The organism is Ruegeria sp. BHSB058, from assembly GCF_059613285.1.
The window spans coordinates 79,668-98,297 of sequence record NZ_JBXWSF010000002.1 but is presented as its reverse complement, the minus strand read 5'-3'; the positions used below and the strand labels follow the sequence as shown (position 1 = coordinate 98,297).

The 18,630-nt window shown below is 57.4% G+C and carries 19 protein-coding genes; 10 read left to right on the top strand and 9 right to left on the bottom strand.

From position 1 onward, the window contains the following. Both AC2FNB_RS01055 and dusB read right to left on the bottom strand, forming a co-directional pair. The coding region (locus AC2FNB_RS01055; protein ID WP_496743918.1) for a PAS domain-containing protein at positions 1-201 on the bottom strand (201 nt) is incomplete at its 3' end. Then, positions 198-1,181: a tRNA dihydrouridine synthase DusB gene (gene dusB / locus AC2FNB_RS01050; RefSeq protein WP_480750912.1), complete on the bottom strand. Its 984-nt coding sequence runs from the start codon at positions 1,179-1,181 to the stop codon at positions 198-200. The genes dusB and AC2FNB_RS01055, both read right to left, overlap by 4 nt. 183 nt (positions 1,182-1,364) lie before the next feature. On the opposite strand from dusB, the gene AC2FNB_RS01045 reads away from it, so the two are divergent. The 4 genes from AC2FNB_RS01045 (at position 1,365) to AC2FNB_RS01030 (ending at position 4,827) form a co-directional block, all read left to right on the top strand. Continuing rightward, positions 1,365-2,498, top strand: coding sequence for a bifunctional 2-C-methyl-D-erythritol 4-phosphate cytidylyltransferase/2-C-methyl-D-erythritol 2,4-cyclodiphosphate synthase (locus AC2FNB_RS01045; protein ID WP_496743916.1), 1,134 nt, complete (start codon positions 1,365-1,367; stop codon positions 2,496-2,498). Further along, positions 2,495-2,992 (top strand): phosphatidylglycerophosphatase A family protein, encoded by a 498-nt coding sequence (locus AC2FNB_RS01040; protein ID WP_496743915.1) that lies wholly within the window; start codon positions 2,495-2,497, stop codon positions 2,990-2,992. Before AC2FNB_RS01045 ends, AC2FNB_RS01040 begins: the two co-directional genes overlap by 4 nt. Further along, complete coding sequence (locus AC2FNB_RS01035; protein WP_496743913.1) at positions 2,989-3,471, top strand: CinA family protein; 483 nt, start codon at positions 2,989-2,991, stop codon at positions 3,469-3,471. The genes AC2FNB_RS01040 and AC2FNB_RS01035 overlap by 4 nt, the downstream gene beginning before the upstream one ends. 174 nt (positions 3,472-3,645) lie before the next feature. Further along, complete coding sequence (locus AC2FNB_RS01030) at positions 3,646-4,827, top strand: ammonium transporter (RefSeq protein WP_496743911.1); 1,182 nt, start codon at positions 3,646-3,648, stop codon at positions 4,825-4,827. A gap of 75 nt (positions 4,828-4,902) precedes the next feature. Here the strand turns inward: AC2FNB_RS01030 and AC2FNB_RS01025 are convergent, their stop codons facing one another. Further along, positions 4,903-6,201: an MmgE/PrpD family protein gene (locus tag AC2FNB_RS01025; RefSeq protein ID WP_496743909.1), complete on the bottom strand. Its 1,299-nt coding sequence runs from the start codon at positions 6,199-6,201 to the stop codon at positions 4,903-4,905. 38 nt (positions 6,202-6,239) lie between these two features. Next, positions 6,240-6,686, bottom strand: a complete 447-nt coding sequence (locus AC2FNB_RS01020; RefSeq protein ID WP_480750906.1) for a type II toxin-antitoxin system RatA family toxin — start codon at positions 6,684-6,686, stop codon at positions 6,240-6,242. 72 nt (positions 6,687-6,758) lie between these two features. Here AC2FNB_RS01020 and hpt point away from each other — a divergent pair, with 72 nt between their 5' ends. Next, positions 6,759-7,307: a hypoxanthine phosphoribosyltransferase gene (hpt, locus tag AC2FNB_RS01015; protein ID WP_496743907.1), complete on the top strand. Its 549-nt coding sequence runs from the start codon at positions 6,759-6,761 to the stop codon at positions 7,305-7,307. A gap of 206 nt (positions 7,308-7,513) precedes the next feature. Here hpt and AC2FNB_RS01010 read toward each other — a convergent pair whose 3' ends face one another. Both AC2FNB_RS01010 and lipA read right to left on the bottom strand, forming a co-directional pair. Next, the gene (locus tag AC2FNB_RS01010) at positions 7,514-8,656 is read right to left on the bottom strand and encodes an amidohydrolase (protein ID WP_496743906.1); all 1,143 of its coding nucleotides are present in this window, start codon (positions 8,654-8,656) and stop codon (positions 7,514-7,516) included. Next, on the bottom strand, positions 8,653-9,603 hold the full coding sequence (lipA, locus tag AC2FNB_RS01005) for a lipoyl synthase (RefSeq protein WP_496743904.1): 951 nt from the start codon (positions 9,601-9,603) through the stop codon (positions 8,653-8,655). The genes AC2FNB_RS01010 and lipA overlap by 4 nt, the downstream gene beginning before the upstream one ends. 193 nt (positions 9,604-9,796) lie before the next feature. On the opposite strand from lipA, the gene AC2FNB_RS01000 reads away from it, so the two are divergent. Together AC2FNB_RS01000 and AC2FNB_RS00995 are read left to right on the top strand one after the other, a co-directional pair. After that, positions 9,797-10,714, top strand: coding sequence for a hypothetical protein (locus AC2FNB_RS01000; protein ID WP_496743902.1), 918 nt, complete (start codon positions 9,797-9,799; stop codon positions 10,712-10,714). A 160-nt stretch (positions 10,715-10,874) separates the two neighbouring features. Continuing rightward, positions 10,875-11,423 (top strand): peroxiredoxin, encoded by a 549-nt coding sequence (locus AC2FNB_RS00995; protein WP_480750901.1) that lies wholly within the window; start codon positions 10,875-10,877, stop codon positions 11,421-11,423. A gap of 48 nt (positions 11,424-11,471) precedes the next feature. On the opposite strand, the gene AC2FNB_RS00990 is transcribed toward AC2FNB_RS00995, so the two are convergent. Continuing rightward, entirely contained in the window at positions 11,472-12,398 is a 927-nt protein-coding gene (locus AC2FNB_RS00990) for a LysR substrate-binding domain-containing protein (protein ID WP_496743900.1), read from the bottom strand. 79 nt (positions 12,399-12,477) lie between these two features. Then, positions 12,478-13,620: a DUF6456 domain-containing protein gene (locus AC2FNB_RS00985; RefSeq protein ID WP_496743899.1), complete on the bottom strand. Its 1,143-nt coding sequence runs from the start codon at positions 13,618-13,620 to the stop codon at positions 12,478-12,480. Positions 13,621-13,860: 240 nt separating this feature from the next. Here AC2FNB_RS00985 and AC2FNB_RS00980 point away from each other — a divergent pair, with 240 nt between their 5' ends. After that, a complete protein-coding gene (locus AC2FNB_RS00980; protein ID WP_480750898.1) occupies positions 13,861-14,160 on the top strand; it encodes a DUF6477 family protein in 300 nt (99 codons plus the stop codon). Here AC2FNB_RS00980 and AC2FNB_RS00975 read toward each other — a convergent pair whose 3' ends face one another. Next, entirely contained in the window at positions 14,161-15,705 is a 1,545-nt protein-coding gene (locus AC2FNB_RS00975) for a trimethylamine methyltransferase family protein (RefSeq protein WP_480750897.1), read from the bottom strand. It abuts the gene before it with no gap. Between the two features lie 246 nt (positions 15,706-15,951). Here AC2FNB_RS00975 and guaA point away from each other — a divergent pair, with 246 nt between their 5' ends. Both guaA and AC2FNB_RS00965 read left to right on the top strand, forming a co-directional pair. Further along, positions 15,952-17,511, top strand: coding sequence for a glutamine-hydrolyzing GMP synthase (gene guaA, locus AC2FNB_RS00970; RefSeq protein WP_496743897.1), 1,560 nt, complete (start codon positions 15,952-15,954; stop codon positions 17,509-17,511). A 117-nt stretch (positions 17,512-17,628) separates the two neighbouring features. Further along, the gene (locus AC2FNB_RS00965; RefSeq protein ID WP_496743896.1) at positions 17,629-18,522 is read left to right on the top strand and encodes a DMT family transporter; all 894 of its coding nucleotides are present in this window, start codon (positions 17,629-17,631) and stop codon (positions 18,520-18,522) included. The last annotated feature ends 108 nt before the right edge of the window (positions 18,523-18,630 follow it).

Here is an 18,630-nt window from a genome sequence, read left to right as displayed (position 1 = left end):
GTTTTTGCGCGCTTTCACAAACGCGGGCTCCAACGGAGCATTCACCGCGATCTGATCCCAGACGGGTTCACCGATGACAGATTTTCGTGAGGCGTTAAGAAAACCTTCACCGGCAGAGTTGATGTCAGCGATCCGATCCGCCGGGTCGATGATGAAAGCGGGTACTGGAAGTGACGTCCAGATATCCTGATCTAATGTCATGCGGCCGCCTCCTTTCTTGCCAACAACGCATCCGGAAGAATTCGCTTAACCTCTTGTGGGTCGCGACAAGTCAGTACCGCACGGCGCAGCGTCGCACCTGTTCCCGCCTCGTCCATGTACCACCCCAGGTGCTTGCGCGCGACGCGCAAGCCAAGATCGGTCCCATAAAACGCCAACATTGCTTCATAGTGAGCAGAGATCACATCAATCAGATCGTTGCCCATCGGAATTTCCGGCGCTTCCGCCCCATAAAGTTCATGACAAATCTGAGCGAGAATCCACGGCTTACCCTGCGCACCGCGCCCAACCATCACGCCATCCGCACCGGATCGGGCCAAAGCATGGCGCGCCGAGGTGGGATCAGTAATATCACCGTTGGCGATCACCGGCACTGAAACGGCCTCTTTGACCTCGCGGATTGCAACCCAGTTTGCACGCCCCTTGTAGAACTGGCACCGGGTGCGTCCGTGTATCGTTACCATTGATACTCCGGCGTCGGCTGCCCGCTTGGCCACGTCAGGGGCATTGAGCAATTTGTCGTCCCAACCAAGCCGGGTTTTCAGTGTCACCGGAATGTCGACTGCCTCGACCACCGCCTCGATTAGCTTCAACGCATGATCCGGAGTTTTCAGAAGCGCAGAGCCGGAATATCCGTTGGTCACCTTCTTGGCCGGGCATCCCATATTGATGTCAATGACCCGCGCGCCCCGATCCGCGACCTGCTTTGCGGCCTCGGCCATCCAGTGCGCCTCTCGCCCGGCCAGTTGAACCGCCGTGTTTTCGACATCCGCCGATAGTTCCGCCCGCTCTCGCACACCTGGTTTGGCTTGCACCATTTCCTGGCTGGCGACCATTTCGCTGACTACCATGCCAGCACCGAAATTCATCACAAGGTCACGAAAGGGCCGGTCTGTGATTCCGGCCATGGGTGCCAGTACAACCGGCGGATTCAGTTTTTTTTCACCCAGACGCAGGTCCAAAACGCTTAATCCTTGTGCAGTTGAGTTTTGAATACCGAAATTTCAGCATTTGAACAACGAAACGCCACGGCACAAGGTTAATAATTCGAAGTTTGCATAATTTTTCACCACCTGGAGTCCGGTGATTGCCTCTGCTTTCACCTCATCCTAAACAGAGGCTGTATCGACGGAGAACTTCCCTGAATGAAAACCGCCGCCATCATCGTCGCCGCCGGGCGTGGTCAACGGGCAGGTAGCGGAACTCCCAAGCAGTGGCGCCAATTGGCGGGACGTCGGGTTATCGACTGGACCCTTGATGCATTTCACGCAGCAGGGTTGGACCAAATCGTACTGGTCCTGTCAGAAGAAGACAGCACCGCTTGGCAAGAGTTTTCGGTATCCGGCCTCTTGCTGGCAAAGGGCGGTACGGATCGGGCTGGCTCGGTTCAAAGCGGACTTCGTGAATTGGAGGGATTGGGCATCACTCACGTCCTCATCCATGATGTCGCGCGCCCGTGCGTATCACAAAGGATCATTCAGGATGTTCTTGACGCTTTGAACAGCAGTTGCGCCGCAGCGCCCGGGATTCCAGTAACCGACGCACTTTGGACCGGTGACGGGAACCACGTCACCGGTACACAAGACCGGTCAGGGCTTTTTGCGGCCCAGACACCGCAAGGATTTCACTATGCCACTATCCGGGCGGCCCATGACGCGCATCCGGGTGGTGCCGCAGATGATGTTGAGGTGGCGCGCGCGGCTGGAATCAACGTGTCAATCGTGCCGGGTGACCCGGACAATCTGAAAATTACCCGCCCCGAAGACTTTGCGCGGGCAGAACGAATTTTGGGAGCAGCCATGGATATCAGACTTGGCAATGGTTATGACGTGCACCGCTTCGGCGACGGAGATCATGTAGTCTTATGTGGTGTCAAAGTTCCACACGACCGTGGACTGCAAGGCCATTCGGATGCCGACGTCGGGATGCACGCCGTGACCGACGCCATTTACGGTGCGTTGGCGCAAGGCGATATCGGGCAACACTTCCCCCCATCGGATCCGCAATGGAAGGGAGCGTCTAGCGAGATATTTCTGCGCCACGCTATCCAACTTGCGGCGAGTATGGGCTTCAAGGTGTCGAACATCGATTGCACCTTGGTTTGCGAATACCCCAAGATCGGGCCGCATTCTGCAGGTATGCGCGAACAGATGGCGCAGATCATGGATCTCAGACCAGATCAGGTGTCGGTCAAGGCGACAACCTCAGAACGGTTGGGGTTCACCGGGCGCGGTGAAGGAATCGCTTCGATCGCAACGGCTTGCCTGGTGCGCGCATGACACTGGCACAACTGATAGGAACAGTCTGCGGCGTCGGTTATTTGCGCCCTGCCCCCGGCACCTGGGGATCTTTGGCGGCCTTACCTCTGGCCTTGGGCCTGCACACGGTCGGCGGCTTCCCTCTGCTGGCGTTGGCGACGGTATCCGTTTTCTTAGGCGGTCTTTGGGCCACCCGGAAAATGACGGCGGGCCAAGACGATCATGACCCGTCCGAGATTGTCATTGATGAGGTTGCCGGACAGTTCATCGCCCTTTGGGCCATTTCCTATCCGGCCTGGGCGCATGGATTCGAGATTACCGCGCTTTGGCCAGGCTGGATTTCCGGTTTCCTGCTGTTTCGACTGTTTGACATCACCAAGCCGGGTCCTGTCGGCTGGGCCGACCGGCGCGGCGATGCTATGGGTGTTATGCTGGATGATATCATCGCTGGAGCGTTTGCGGCGGTCGGTGTTGCCATACTTGCGGTTATCTCACATGGGGTTTTGGGGTTGTGAACGTCTCTGACCTTCTTGATCGCGCCAAGGCATTGAACGTGATGATCGCCACCGCAGAAAGCTGCACCGGAGGTCTGGTCATAGCCGCATTGACAGAAATTCCGGGCAGTTCAGCCGTGGTTGAACGCGGGTTTGTGACGTACACGAACGAGGCCAAACGGGAGATGCTGGGCGTCTCTGCCGCCACGCTGGAAACAGTGGGGGCCGTTTCGGAAGAGGTGGCGCAGCAAATGGCCGAAGGCGCCTTACGGAACTCACGGGCGCAGCTTGCCGTATCAGTTACCGGAATTGCAGGGCCGGGCGGATCAGAGTTCAAACCCGAAGGCCGAGTCTGCTTTGGTTTGTCTGGGAATGGGATAGAGACCACCTCGGAAACTGTGGAGTTCGGAGCGCTTGGTCGGGAGAATGTACGTACTGCCGCCCAGGAGCACGCGCTGAGCCTGTTGGCACAAGGGCTTCTTCGGATCGCTCAAAAATAAGGCACATTGCGCCAAAACGCGCATAAAACGACAACAGTTGACCAAAAGACGCATAAAGAGGCGGGCGTTTTGCAGGCTGCCTCATTTTTTTTTTTTTTCTCGGCCATTTGGGTTCAAGGCTCTCCACACTCATTCAACGAGGCGTTGCCCCGTTTGTCGAAAGGAGAACGGCCCATGAATGGAGCCGATACAGCCTGGATCATCGTCGCAACTGCGCTGGTCCTTTTCATGACCCTGCCAGGTCTTGCCCTGTTCTATGGCGGTCTCGTTCGGGCACGCAACGTGCTGAGCGTGTTCATGCACTGTTTCGCAATCGCTTGCCTCATGAGCGTTCTTTGGATGATAGCTGGATATTCCATCGCCTTCGGCAACGGTACATCAGGAATCTGGGGAGGGCTCGACAAGGCATTTCTCGTCGGCATTACTCCAGACAATCTGTCGGGCACATTGCCCGAGATCCTGTTCTTCGCCTTCCAGATGACCTTTGCCATCATCACCCCGGCGTTGATCATCGGTGCATATGTGGAACGCGTGGGATTTTGCTTTGTCCTGACCTTTTCGGGCCTCTGGATGCTGCTTTGTTACGCACCGGTGGTTCATTGGATCTGGGGCGGTGGTATCCTGACCGATGGAGGGATCTTAGGCGAAATCGGTGTACGCGATTTTGCGGGCGGCATAGTCGTGCATGAAACAGCCGGCCTTGCAGCCCTGATCATTGCAGTTTTCCTTGGGCCACGTCGCAACCGCACGGTTCCACCGCACAATCCGGGTTTTGTCATGATCGGCGCAGCGATGCTCTGGGTTGGCTGGTTCGGCTTCAACGGCGGCTCGCAGCTGGCTGCGGATGGTGGCGCGGCGATGGCATTGACTGTCACACATATCTCTGCTGCGACCGCTTCGCTGACATGGGCGCTTTGGGAGCGGATCAAATACGGCAAGGCGTCCCTGGTCGGCCTTGTTACAGGTACCATCGCGGGCCTCGCGTCGATAACGCCCGCGTCGGGTTACGTCGATCCGGTCCAGGCCCTGATTATCGGCGCCATTGCCGGGATTCTGTGCCAGGAAGCGGTCAACGTCGTCCGCAACCTGCTCAAGATCGATGACACGCTTGACGTGTTCGCCGTGCACGGAGTCGGTGGCATTTTCGGCACCATCATGATTGCCGCTTATGGGCTGGGAAGCTGGACAGCCCAACTGGGCGGGCTGGTGATCGTTGGTGCCTTTACGGCAGTTTTCACAATTGTGTTGGTCAAGGTGGTTGCACTCGTCACGCCGCTTCGCGTAGATGCCGAGACCGAAACAAACGGGCTCGACCTCTCTGTCCACGGCGAGCGGGCCTATGACATGAGTAGCTAAGCCCACCTTGGCATGCTCTGCCGCCCGCAAGGGCAAAAGCGGGCCTCTTGGGGGTCCGCTTTTTCTTTAACTTGGTCATGCGCCGCCCAACCGGTCAGCAAGGTCCGACGCCCGCCCACCCGTTCGGAGCAGAGACCAGACCTCGTCCGCCTGTTGTTGTCCAATCAGTTTCGCGGCCTTCTCCCTTACACGGGATTCCCGATCTGACAACGAGATAGGAGCCGCCAAGTCATGTTCGGCCTCCCGCTTGACGCCATCCCGGCGCAGAAGAGTTAAGCGCGATTGGGTCTCGGACAAGGTTTCATCCTGCTCGACCGTTATACTTTCGCGCAGCGAAATCAGGCGTGGATCGGAACAGACCTTGTCGGAATAGCTGTCAAGTCTTGCGGTGTCATAACCCAGTGCCTGCATTGCCATCACCGTGCGGTAAGAAAACTTCGCCCCAAGCCCCCCTGTCGGAGCCGACTGATTGCAAACGCTCATCCATCTGGGGTGGGTTTTAATGGTGATCTCCGCCACTTCGGGTTCGGCGATATCCAGCTTCAGCCCGGCTTCCAAAGCAGCATGCAGACCGTGACAGCAGGCATGGAACTTGTGACTGACGTTTTCGAACAGCCAGTTCTCCCCCAGGCCGTCCAGCGCTGCGTTGGTATTTCCGGCCCCATGATGGGTTGCACCAAAACCGAACGGGCCTTCCAGTGCCATTTCGCTGGGTTCAAATCCACGCTGCACCAACAGAACCGCCTCAATACCATTCGATGCAGCAATTCCCGCGTTATAGGGTTTGCCCATGGTTCCGAATTGCGCCTTAAGCCCCGCCGCACGAGTCGCGGTGAGACCCAGAACTCGCTCGATTTGTTGCTCGTTCAATCCCGCCATACGGCTGGCCGCCGCCGCTGCGCCAAAGGCACCGGCTGTGGCAGTTTGGTGAAACCCGGCCTGATAATGCCCACGCCCCAGCCAAAGCCCTACGCGAATTGAAAGCTCCATCCCGACAAGAGCGGCTTCAAGCATCTCCACGAGCATGCGGTCGCTCCATTCCGCCATTGCCAGCGCGGCAGGAAAAACGGCGACAGACGGATGACCGATATGGGCAAAATGCGTGTCGTCATAGTCAAGCGCGTGGGAAATGGTGCCATTGACCAAGGCGGCTCCGCGCATCGGGGCGGTTCCTTGCCCGAACAATCGGGCTTGCGATGCGCCACTCTCCTCCAGAACCATATCCCGAACGATCCGGGCAACAGGTTCGTTCGCCCCCGCCCGTCCGACCGCCAACCAATCCAGCGCCGAAAGCGAAGCTACGATGCGGGCCTGTGCGCTCGTCGAGACAGGCCCCGCGACAAAAGCGGCCAACTGAGATGTGAAATCCGTCATGAGGCGCAGTCTAGCGCTGGTTCAGCGCGGGTAAAGCCTCAGCCGTACAAGTCGACCGCGCGTTTTTCAAATGCCCTGACGATCCGGTGCATTGCCTCGTTGAACACAACACCGATTATGCCTTGAAGGACTGTATTCCTGAACTCGAAGTCAACGTGGAACGACACGTTGCACCCACCATCTGGCGCGTCCTCGAATGCCCAGTCGGATTTCAGATACCGAAACGGACCGTCGAGGTATTCGGTGTCGATTTTCTTTTGGTCGGGAAACAGGGTCACCCGGCTGCCGAAGCGTTCGCGAAACACTTTGAACGAAATGACCAGATCCGCTTCCATCACCTGAGCCTCTCCAAGCGAATAGGTTCGCCTTATCCGGGCGGCTGCGCACCAGGGCAGGAATTGGGGGTACTTGGCCACGTCGGCGACCAGATCGTACATCTGCTGGGCGGTGTAAGGCAGGTGACGGGTTTCCGAGTGTACAGGCATCAGTTCCGGTTTTACTTGGTGACAATGGCGCGTCATGTCGTATGTTGCGGCCGAAAGATCAAGGGGGGTGACATGAGCCAGCGCGCCTATGTGATAGATGAGATGATCTCGGCCAAGGCCATTGCCGCAAGAATCGAAGAGTTGTGCCGGGAAATTTCCACCGAATTCAACGACACCGACAAGCTGGTCGTTGTCGGTTTGTTGCGCGGCAGCTTTGTATTCATCGCTGATCTGGTTCGGGAACTGGAGCTTCCGATCGAAGTGGATTTCCTTGAAGCGTCCTCATATGGCGATTCAATGGAAAGCAGTAGAGAAGTTCGAATTCTCAAAGACTTACGCGCCGCAATTGAAGGACGTGATGTGCTGGTGGTCGAAGATATTGTCGACACCGGCCATACCTTGAACCATGTCACGAACCTGCTGATCAGCCGCAATCCAAAACGTCTGAAATCCATCGCGCTGCTCGATAAACCGAGCCGCCGCGAGGTGGATTTCCGATCCGATTGGGTCGGGTTCGAAATCCCTGATGAATTCGTCGTGGGTTATGGCATCGACTATGCGCAACGCAATCGAAACCTTCCTTATATCGGCAAGGTCCGTTTCATTCAGGAAGCCGTCTGAACCACGTTTCAAATTTCGATAAGTCAATGAAAATTCTTCATTTATTGCGCATGGCGAAATGGGCTCGGCGCCCGCCATCGGAGAAGCGGGTGAAGCTGGTTTTTGGCGTGATCCTGTTGTGTCTTGTCGTCGTGGGTATCGAATACCTTGGCTGGTGGCCCGACTGGGCCCAGACCAAACCGCTCAAACTGCGGCCTTGACGGGTTTTACCCCAGCAATTCACGTGTTGCGGCGAGGAAAATACCGGTTCCCACCGGAATGAGTTGGTCGGGAAAATCATAGTCGGGATTGTGCAACTGCGGGTGATCCCGCCCGGCCCCCAACCAGAACATTGCCGACCGCGCGCCCTTGCCGAACTGGCCGAAATCTTCGGAGAACCGCTGCGGCACGCTTGTCAGGTTCAAAGAAACCTTTTTCGAACGGCATGCTTTTTCCAGAATTTTCACGGCTTCCCAATGGTTTACACAAGCGTCGAACACATCGTCATAGGTGATTTCCACGCCCAGTCCCGCCGCCTTTGCCTCGCTGTAAACAAGGGCCTCTGCGTCGGCAACCAAGCGTTCCATACGGGCGTCGGATACGGTGCGGAGCGTGACCCAGACCTCTCCCCGTCCGGGTGCAACACCAAATGTCGGTTGCCCGAGTTCCGCATGCGTCAGTGTCGTCAGGGCGTAGTCATCGTTCAGTTCGCCACCCTGTCCCAGGCCGGAAAGCGCAGGCATCAGTTGTACCATTGCGTCAGCGGGAGATATTCCATCCTGCGGCGCGGCCGCGTGAGAGGTCTTTCCGGTCAGAACGACGCGCATTCCACGCGAGGCACAGTTCGTTGCTCTTGTACAAAGTTCGACGGCCCCAAGCTCCAAACTGGGCAAATTGTGCAGGGAAAAAACATAGTCTGGTTCAAATTGTACAAACCTGGGATCACCGCGAAACGCAATTGCGCCCTTCCCGGTTTCCTCGGCCGGCTGAAAAATCAGCACTACGCGACCGCGTTTAGGGCGTTCTGCGGCGAGAGATTCGGCCACGCCCAGTACCATGGTCATGTGGCCGTCATGGCCGCACAAGTGTCCTTTGCCGGGGTACCTGGACGAGTAGGCCGCGCCGGTAAGTTCCTCGATCGGGAGCGCGTCCAACTCGCAGCGTATCCCAACGGTTGGCCCCGCCGTGCCGCTGTCGAACAGCGCGGCAATACCGTGCCCCCCGATTCCGGTGACGATCTGATCCGGGGCATGGCGCTGCAGCAGCTCGGCAATGCGCACAGCCGTTTGCACCTCAGCGCCCGATACCTCGGGGTGCTGGTGCAGTTCATGCCGGATAGCTGTCAGCCGTTCCAGCGTTTCGGGCGTCATGCCTGACCGAGCTTCTTCATCCGGGCCTCGCGCAGGCGGGCGAAATCATTGCCGGCGTGGTACGAAGACCGGGTAAGCGGTGTCGCGGACACCATCAGGAACCCCTTGCCATAGGCCGCTTTCTCGTAGGCGGCGAATTCCTCGGGCGTGACGAAACGGTCAACGCCATGATGCTTTGGCGTGGGTTGCAGATATTGCCCGATGGTCAGGAAATCGATGTCGGCCGCGCGCATGTCGTCCATGACCTGACGCACCTGTTGTTCGGTCTCGCCCAACCCGACCATGATGCCGGATTTGGTGAACATTGCCGGGTCCAGTTCCTTGACCTTCTGCAACAGGCGCAGCGAATGGAAATACCGCGCGCCGGGGCGAACCTCGGGGTACAGGCCGGGGACGGTTTCGAGATTGTGGTTGAAAACATCCGGTTTCGCCTCGACCACGACTTCGAGCACGGAAGGGTCGCATTTCAGGAAGTCCGGTGTCAGGATTTCAATCGTAGTGCTGGGCGAACGATGACGGACGGCGCGGATCGTCTGAGCAAAATGTTCGGCCCCGCCATCCACCAGATCGTCACGATCCACCGAGGTGATGACCACGTGGTTCAGGCCCAGCTTTTCGACGGCATGTGCGACGCGGCCCGGCTCAAACGCATCCAGTTCGTCAGGACGACCCGTGGCGATGTTGCAGAACGTGCACCCCCGCGTACAGATTTCGCCCATGATCATCATGGTTGCGTGCCCCTGAGACCAGCATTCCCCGACATTGGGGCAACCGGCCTCTTCGCACACGGTCACGAGATTGTTGTCGCGCATGATTCTGTGCGTATCGGCATATCCCTTTCCGCCCGGCGCCTTGACGCGAATCCAGCTGGGTTTCTTGGGTTGCGCATTGTCCTTGCGATGCGCTTTTTCGGGGTGGCGTTGCTCGGGAATTTTCAGATCGCGCACGGGCGGTTACCTAATGATTGAGACCAGTTGTTCGCCCCCTATCATATTTGTTCGCCCAATGTAACGCCAGCGACGCATGGCCGCTATGCGCGACACCGTTTCGCGCGTCTGGTGTATTGATCAGCACGCTTGCCAAGTTGCGGGCCCGGTCTGATACTGGGTGGCAATGTTGTTTTTTTAGCGGAGGTCGGCAATGCCAAGCGAAGCGGAGAAGTTGGTTAAAGAATTCAAAGGCTTGGAAAAGGAACTCAAAGGGATTTCCGCCGCCCATGGAAAAAAGCTGAAAAAAGACGTCACTGACTGGTTGAACCAGGTCTGGAAAAAGGAAGATCTGGTTTCCGAAGCCATCGAAGAGGCCCGCAAGGGCGGGCACGACGGAAAGAAAGCGGACGATTTCAAGGATGACAATACCTACAAGAAGGCTCTGGAGGATTGGACCAAGGCCGTCAAGAAACATCATGAAAACATTGACGAATTGACCGATTTCTCCAAACGTGCGGATACGCTGCATTCCAAGCTGAAAAAGCAGTGCGACAAAGTCGAAAAGGAAGTCAAGAACGGCAAGGCCGGGGGCGATGCCGCCAAGATCGAAGCCACCATCAAGGACGTCAAAGCCGCCCTTCCCGAACTGCAAAAAGCCGGCAAGCAGGCCAGCGGTCTGCCTGTTCACGTGATCTTTTATGCGCGCAAGATCAAAGCTTCCGCCGAAAAAATCGTTGCGGACGCGGTCAAGAAGACTTCGCCGCCCGAGTTTCCCAAGTCGATGCAGGCGGACCAGCGTAAAAAGACGGAACGCAAGATATCGGCGGCGGAACGGAAGATTACGCATTATTGCAAGACGACCAAGGCGAACCTCGACAAGGACCTCAAGAAAGCGGAAAAGTCGCTGTCCATGGCCAAGTCCGAGCTTGCCTCGCTGGAAAAGCTGAACGATGAAATTGCCGCCGCAGCGAAGAAGATGCGCAAGGAAATCAAGGACATCAAGGATCCAAAGGAAAAGCAGGCATTGAACAACCTCATCAAGGTCGTTTCGGACATCTACAAGAAGTGCGAGAAAACCTTTGACGATGTCGATGAACAGGTCGAAGAGGCGCAAGCGCAACAGGTTTGAGCCCGCCTGCCCTGAGTTCGACGCCGCAAAATTCGCCTCATGCGCACCGTTTCCTGCTCGTCTTTGTATCGACGCAATTTGACGCGGTTTTAGCCGTTGAAGCGGCTTAAGAATCGACATAGGTCCGCTCCGAAATCGTGAACCCGCAAGGAGCAAGACCATGAAAGCAGGCGCAAAACTGCCCGACGTGACTTTCCACACCCGCGTACGGGATGAAGCCGCAGGCGGCCCGAACCCGTATCGTTGGGAAGACAAGACCACCGCAGATTATTTCGCGGGAAAGCGGGTCGTCCTGTTCTCGCTGCCGGGCGCGTTCACCCCAACCTGCTCGACCTATCAGCTGCCGGGATTCGAAAAGGGTTTTGACGAGTTCAAGGCCAACGGCATCGACGAGATCTATTGCATGTCCGTCAACGACAGCTTTGTCATGAACAAGTGGGCGCTGGACCAGAAGCTGGAAAACGTCAAGGTGATCCCGGACGGTTCGGGCGAGTTCACCCGCAAAATGGGCATGCTGGTCGACAAGGACAATCTGGGTTTTGGCATGCGCTCCTGGCGGTATGCAGCCATCGTCAAGGACGGTGTCGTCGAAGCGTGGTTCGAAGAACCGGGCCTGATGGATAACTGCCCCGACGATCCTTATGGCGTTTCGTCGCCGGAAACGGTTCTCAAGCATCTGACGGAAGCCAAGGCCGAGGTCATGGCCTGAGTTCTGGACCATGAACCGAAAACCCGCGGATACCCGCGGGTTTTCCTGTTAGACGGTACGGGTTGCCTGAACGATCTGTCGCCCAACGTCGCGGATCACCTGTGCCAGATCCTCAAACCATTCGGTATCCCGGGTCGCTTCCCTTCGGATCAGGCCGACGGTCCGGAACGGTTCGGGCTGGTTGAACCGTAACAGTTTCAGTTCGGGAACCGCCGAGCATTCGGATCGCAACGACAGTTCCGGCATCAAGGTCAGACCGAACCCTTCGGCAACCAGCCGCGTCAAGGTTCCAAGCGACGAGGCCCCCATGTTGATGCCGCTGCTTTGCCGGTTCTGCCCGCAAACCTCCAGCGCCTGATCGGTCAGGCAATGGCCATCCTCCAACAGCATCAGATGCGCCTTTTGCAGGTCGATCGGACGCAGCGTGTCTGGGCCTGAGGTCAGGGAAACAAGCCGCGAGGCGGAACCCGCCAAAAGAAACCGGTCCTCGAACAGGGCCGTTTCGACAAAGCCGTTGTCACCGGTTGGCAGCGCGAGAACCGCAGCGTCGATTTCACCCGACCGCAAAGCGGACAAAAGTTGTTCGGTTCGCGCCTCGCGGATCTTCACACGCAAAGACAAATCCCGTGCCCGCAGGGACGCCAGAACACCCGGCAGCAGATATGGGGCCATGGTGGGTATCAGACCCAGAGACAACGATCTGTAGCCCCGGGTCTGATCCCGCGCCAGCCGGTCAAGCCTGTCGGCGGTGACCAACACATCATTTGCATGAGCCAGAACATCGCGCCCCAAGGGCGTCAGGACAACGTCACGCGCTTGCCGTTCGACCAGCGCGCCGCCCATCAGATCTTCAAGGGCCTTGATCTGAACAGACAAAGCGGGTTGCGAGACATGGCAAACCGACGCGGCGCGGCCGAAGTTTCGTTGTTCGGCCAACGCCTTGAAATACCTGAGCTGTCTGAGCGTGAATGACATAAGGGATGATTATCAAACCCCACCATGTCCACAAGGCAAAATTATTCCTTTGCCCAGCACCGGTTTGGACGAAGGCCGGTCAACCGATCAACTGGTCGCTTTCCGCCTGCCCGTCATAGTGCCGTTTCAATCGTTGCAGCGCGATACGCAGAACGACTTTCCCCGAACGCGCCGACCACCCCATGCGTTTTTCTGCTAGCTCCAGCCCCTCAAGATAGCAGCAGCACCGCAATGCGACATCGCTCAACCCCGGCCCCAGATCCGTCAGCGCGCGCGCCACCCTGTCGCGTGCGCGGGAAGCGGCACCGGACCCTGCTTCGCCGTTCACGATTTCTCTGCCGCATCCCGCTGTCAGAAACCTGTCCCAGTTCTGAGTGACATTGGGACCCATTTGCGCCAGTTCGAAGTCTTCGCGCAAACGCTCGCCCGCGCGTACAAGAGCATCGTTGAGAAAGGGCTTTCCTTCCCGGTCACGACGTCTTGCAAGCGCGGCCAATGGGCTTTCGACAGCCGAGTACCGAACCCGACGGGGTCCTTCTTCGTTCAAGCAAGTATCACGCGCCTCAACAACCGCCTTCCGCTGTCCAATGAAACGGGCCGGCATCTCGGCAAAACCACGGTCCTTGCGCGCACGTGCCTGATTTTCATTCTCGGCCAAAAGGCTCCCCAGTGCATTTCGACCGGTTGCAGTGATATGATACCGGCTGATACGTCCGGGCTTGTCGCAAGATATCCAATCTTTCAACGCCAGACCCTGGGCGATTCTGCAGTCGACCACAGCCGTTCTCGTTGCATCGCCCGCTCCGCCATCCCGAACCACGACGGCCTTGTCCATGTCCTCGGCAACTGCCAGGACCGCCCCGGATTCGCAGAGACGCCGCAGGATCCGAACCGCTTCCTGATTGAACAGGTCGGCACTTGACGTCATTTCGCGTTGCTCGGGAGTCCCCAAGGTTCGAGCGGTCGGTTCGGCTCCTTTTCTTTGGCCGAGCGTTGTGAGAGGGGGAAAGTGCTTTTCGGCCAGGGATTGAAGGGCAGCATCGACCAGGGGATCGTCGCGCCGCATTTCGATCTTTCGGATTTGACGCAGTATCGTCGAGGCATGACACCCTGCGGAACGAGCCAAATCCCTGATCGACCGTCCGGCTTCGGTATGGGCAAGGTATCGTTGCGCACCTTCTGGAACCCAAGCCGGAACGGACATTGCAGTGCTATTTTCCATGATTTTGCGCCCTCATCTACGTTGACTCAAATTTCGAATTTGCCCGCGGATTTAAGGTTAACAAAATCTACCTAGAGTTGACTTCGTTACTCGTTCGTTAAAACCACGCGGCGTCAGGTAGAATTCGTTTAAAATGATAAACACTGGTGAAACCAACGAGCGCTTGTATTCATCACGGCGCAACACCCGTTTTAGTTGTGCCATGAACGACGTCATTCCAAACGCATTCATGGAGGCACCATGCAGGACATCACCACGATTTTGTCGACCCTTCGCCGCCCTCGTGTATTGATCAGAGCAGCAAGGCACGGTGCGCAGGAGTACAATCGAAACCGGCACCTGCAAAGGATTTTGGGATATGGGACAATTCCCGGCTCGGGGGCTGCGCTTATGCGTCTGATGGATATGGAGCGGGAAGTGGATGAGCAGCGCCGGTCACGGGACACGGGTTATTCACTGGTCCACCATCTGGACCTGTTGATTGCGCTCATGGGCGAGGCGCAGCTGTACCAAGCCAGCCGCGCCCCTCAATTGTTCTAATTACATAAAGGCATCCGGCATCGACGCTTTCTTTTCCGCGACATAGGCAGAAAGCGCCTCGTGAACCGCTGGGTCCATCTGGGGCTGTTGGTAGTTGGCCAACAGGTTCTCTACCCTCTGCGATGCCAGGGCGCGCGTGTCGCGGGCGCCCTCGTCTTCCCAGGTTTCATAAGGCTTGTAGTCCAACAGCTCGGTTTTCCAGAAGGAATCCTTGAAGTTCGCCTGCGTGTGCGCGCAACCCAGATAGTGCCCGCCCGGACCAACCTCGCGAATAGCGTCCATGGCCTGAGCGTTCTCGTCATATGCGACACCTTTGGCCAGACCGTGCAGAACGCCCAGCTGGTCCGCATCCATGACGAACTTTTCGAAATCGGCGACCAGGCCACCTTCGAGCCAGCCACACGCATGCAGCATGAAGTTCACACCCGAGAGAAGCCCCATGTTCAGCGAATTCGCCGTCTCATATGCCGCCTGTGCATCCGGCAGTTTCGACCCGCAGAACGACCCGGCCGAACGATAAGGGACGCCAAGGCGACGCGCGAGCTGACCGGCACCATAGGTGATGTGCGCGGCTTCGGGCGTGCCGAATGTCGGAGCGCCGGAATTCATGTCGATCGATGTCACGAACGCACCAAAGATCACCGGAGCGCCCGCACGAACCAGCTGCGAATATGCAATACCGGTCAGAACCTCGGCCAGAACCTGAGTCAGTGTACCGGCGACAGAAACGGGCGCCATGGCGCCGCCGACGATAAAGGGCGACACGATGCAGGCCTGGTTGTTTCTGGCATAGACCTCGAGCGATCCCATCATCACGTCATCGAATGTCATCGGCGAGTTGATGTTGGTGAGCGAGGTCATCACCGTGTTGTTCTGCACGAATTCCTTACCAAAAAGGATCTCGCACATTTCAACCGAATCCTGCGCGCGGCTTGGATCGGTGACCGAACCCATGAAGGGTTTGTCACTGAGCGTCATGTGGGCCATCAACATATCCAGATGGCGTTTGTTCACCGGAATGTCCGTCGGCTCGCACACGGTCCCGCCCGAATGGTGCAACCATTTGGACATGTAGGCGAGTTTCACGAACTTGTTGAAATCGTCCATGGTGGCGTACCGGCGCCCACCTTGCGTGTCGCGCACGAATGGCGGGCCGTAAACCGGGGCCAGAACCATGTTGCGGCCCCCGATGACAACCGATTTCTCGGTGTTGCGGGCATGTTGCGTGAATTCCGACGGGGCGGTGGAGCAGAGCTTGCGGGCCAGGCCGCGAGGAATACGTACGCGCTCACCATCCACATCGGCGCCTGCCTTACGCCAAAGCTCAAGCGCTTCCGGATTGTCGAGGAAATTGACGCCAACTTCTTCGAGAATCGTTTCCGCGTTGTACTCGATGATTTCCAGCGCTTCCTCGTTCAGGATCTCGAAGTTCGGAATGTTGCGCTGAATGTATTTCGCGGTCTCGATTCGGACTGCGGTGCGCTCGGCACGGCGCGCGGCACCGCCGCCTCCACGTGCTCTGCGCCGGGTGTTTGCCTCGGACATGAGAAGTTCCCGTTTTTGGTTAGGTTGGCTTTCATGAATATTTACAGGAACACTTGAACGGCCCGAATGTGGATAACGGCGCTATCGGGGAAAAAGCGACATCGTGTGCGTATGGACGCCACGACGAGGCAAGAAGCACTCGACATGGCCTCAGCGCATCGCCGGAGACCAAAAAAGGATGGATGCGACCTCTCGGCAGACAGAAGATTGTTGTCAACACCAGCCACATTTCCTAAAGCGCTGGCTATGACCCAGACATCCCATGACCGCCTTCTCATCATCGATTTCGGCAGCCAGGTGACGCAGCTGATCGCGCGCCGCCTGCGCGAGTTGAACGTCTATTGCGAAATCCACCCCTATCAGACCGTCACGATGGACTTTGTGCGCGAAATGGCGCCAAAGGCCGTGATATTCTCGGGTGGGCCGGACAGCGTGACGCGCGAGGGTTCCCCGCGCGCTCCGCAGGATATCTTTGACTATGGCGTGCCGATCCTCGGTATCTGCTATGGCCAGCAGGTGATGATGCACCAGCTTGGCGGCAAAGTCGAAAGCGGTCACGGCACTGCCGAGTTTGGACGTGCGTATGTTACGCCCGAAAACAGTCTGGATATTCTTGATGGCTGGTTCGCCGATGGCAGGGAACAGGTCTGGATGAGCCACGGCGACCACGTCAGCAAGATCGCCCCCGGTTTCGAGGTCTATGGCACATCCCCGAATGCGCCATTCGCCATAACCGCAGACGTCAGCCGCCACTTCTATGCGGTTCAGTTTCACCCCGAGGTTCACCACACTCCCAAGGGCGCAAAACTTTACGAGAACTTCGTGAAACTGGCAGGTTTCACAGGCGACTGGACGATGGGTGCATATCGCGAGCAAGCCATCGAGGATATCCGCAGGCAAGTGGGCGACAAGAAGGTAATCTGCGGTCTGTCGGGCGGTGTCGATTCCTCGGTCGCGGCGATCCTGATACACGAGGCGATCGGAGACCAGTTGACGTGTGTATTTGTCGATCACGGCCTTTTGCGCAAGAACGAGGCGCAGGAAGTCGTTTCGATGTTCCGCGACAATTACAACATCCAGCTGATCCATGCAGATGAAACAGAGTTGTTCCTTGGGGAACTGGAAGGCCAGTCCGACCCGGAAACCAAGCGCAAGATCATTGGCAGGCTGTTCATCGATGTGTTCCAGAAACATGCCGACACAATTGAAGGCGCGGAATTCCTTGCCCAAGGCACGCTGTATCCCGACGTGATCGAGTCGGTTTCGTTCAGCGGTGGCCCCTCGGTCACTATCAAGAGCCACCACAACGTGGGCGGCCTGCCCGAAAAGATGGGCTTGAAACTGGTCGAGCCCCTACGCGAGCTGTTCAAGGACGAGGTGCGCGCATTGGGGCGTGAACTGGGCTTGCCGCAAAGCTTCATCGGTCGCCACCCCTTCCCCGGCCCCGGCCTGGCCATTCGCTGTCCCGGGGAGATCACCCGCGAAAAGCTGGATATTCTGCGTGAGGCTGACGCGGTCTATATCGATCAGATCCGCAAGCACGGTCTGTATGATGAAATCTGGCAGGCGTTCGTGGCGATCCTTCCGGTTCGGACCGTTGGCGTGATGGGTGATGGGCGTACTTATGACTATGCCTGTGCGCTGCGGGCGGTGACCTCGGTCGACGGCATGACGGCTGATTATTATCCCTTCAGCCACGAGTTCCTGAGCGAGACCGCCACGCGGATCATAAACGAGGTCAAGGGCATCAATCGCTGCACCTATGACATCACCTCGAAACCTCCGGGGACGATCGAGTGGGAGTGACCTTGAATGCCGGGCAATTTGCCCGGCATTTTTGTTTACGCGTTGTCACGGCGCCCGATCAGATTTTGCCTTGACCTGATACCAGTTCCGGTCCCTCGTGAGTTCCGGGAGAGCGATATGCAACAGGACGGCATTCAGGTTGGCAAGGCAGCCCTTTGGATGACAGGGGCAATTGCCTCGTTTTCATCGATGGCGGTTGCCGGTCGAGAATTGAGTCTTGCTCACGATACTTTCGAAATCATGATGTATCGAAGCCTGGTGGGTGTTCTCATCGTCTCGATTGTTCTCACAGTGACCCGAAACTGGTCGCAGGTGTCAGCCCGGAGGCTGGGGTTGCATGCCGTTCGCAACACCGTTCATTTCACAGGACAGAACCTGTGGTTTTTTGCCGTAACAGCAATTCCGCTGGCGCAGGTTTTTGCCTTGGAGTTTACGCAGCCATTATGGGTGATCGTTCTGTCGCCCTTCCTGTTGGGTGAGCGGCTGACGCGAGGTCGCGCCGCTGCTGCGATCATCGGCTTTGTTGGTATTCTTGTCGTTGCACGCCCGGGTGCAACACCGCTGAGCATCGGCGTCATGGCTGCCGGGTTGTCGGCGGTGTTCTTTGCGCTGACAACGATCAGTACAAAAAAGCTGACCGGTATCGCCAGCATCGGTTGCATCATGTTCTGGCTGACATTGATGCAACTTTTCCTCGGTCTGGCGGCCTCCGGATATGACGGTGCAATCGCTTTGCCTAGCTTGCAATCCGCCCCGTATCTCATCCTCGTCGGGCTGGCAGGCCTGCTTGCGCATTTCTGCATCACAAATGCTCTGGCAATCGCCCCGGCGACGGTTGTTGTTCCCATAGACTTCGTGCGCCTGCCGACGATCGCTGTTATCGGCATGCTACTTTATGGAGAGCAGCTTGATATCTGGGTTCTTGTGGGATCGCTTTTGATTTTTGGCGCGAATTATATGAACATCTGGCTGGAGAAGAGTGGCAGCAAGGCAACAGTCGCCAAAAGGTGAGAAAATCTTAACGCACCGTCAGTGATTGACGGTTCATCTTCAAGACGAATAGTTACCGAACCCAGTCAGATTAACCTGGCGTTCGGAGGATTGCCGTTAAGCGAGTTC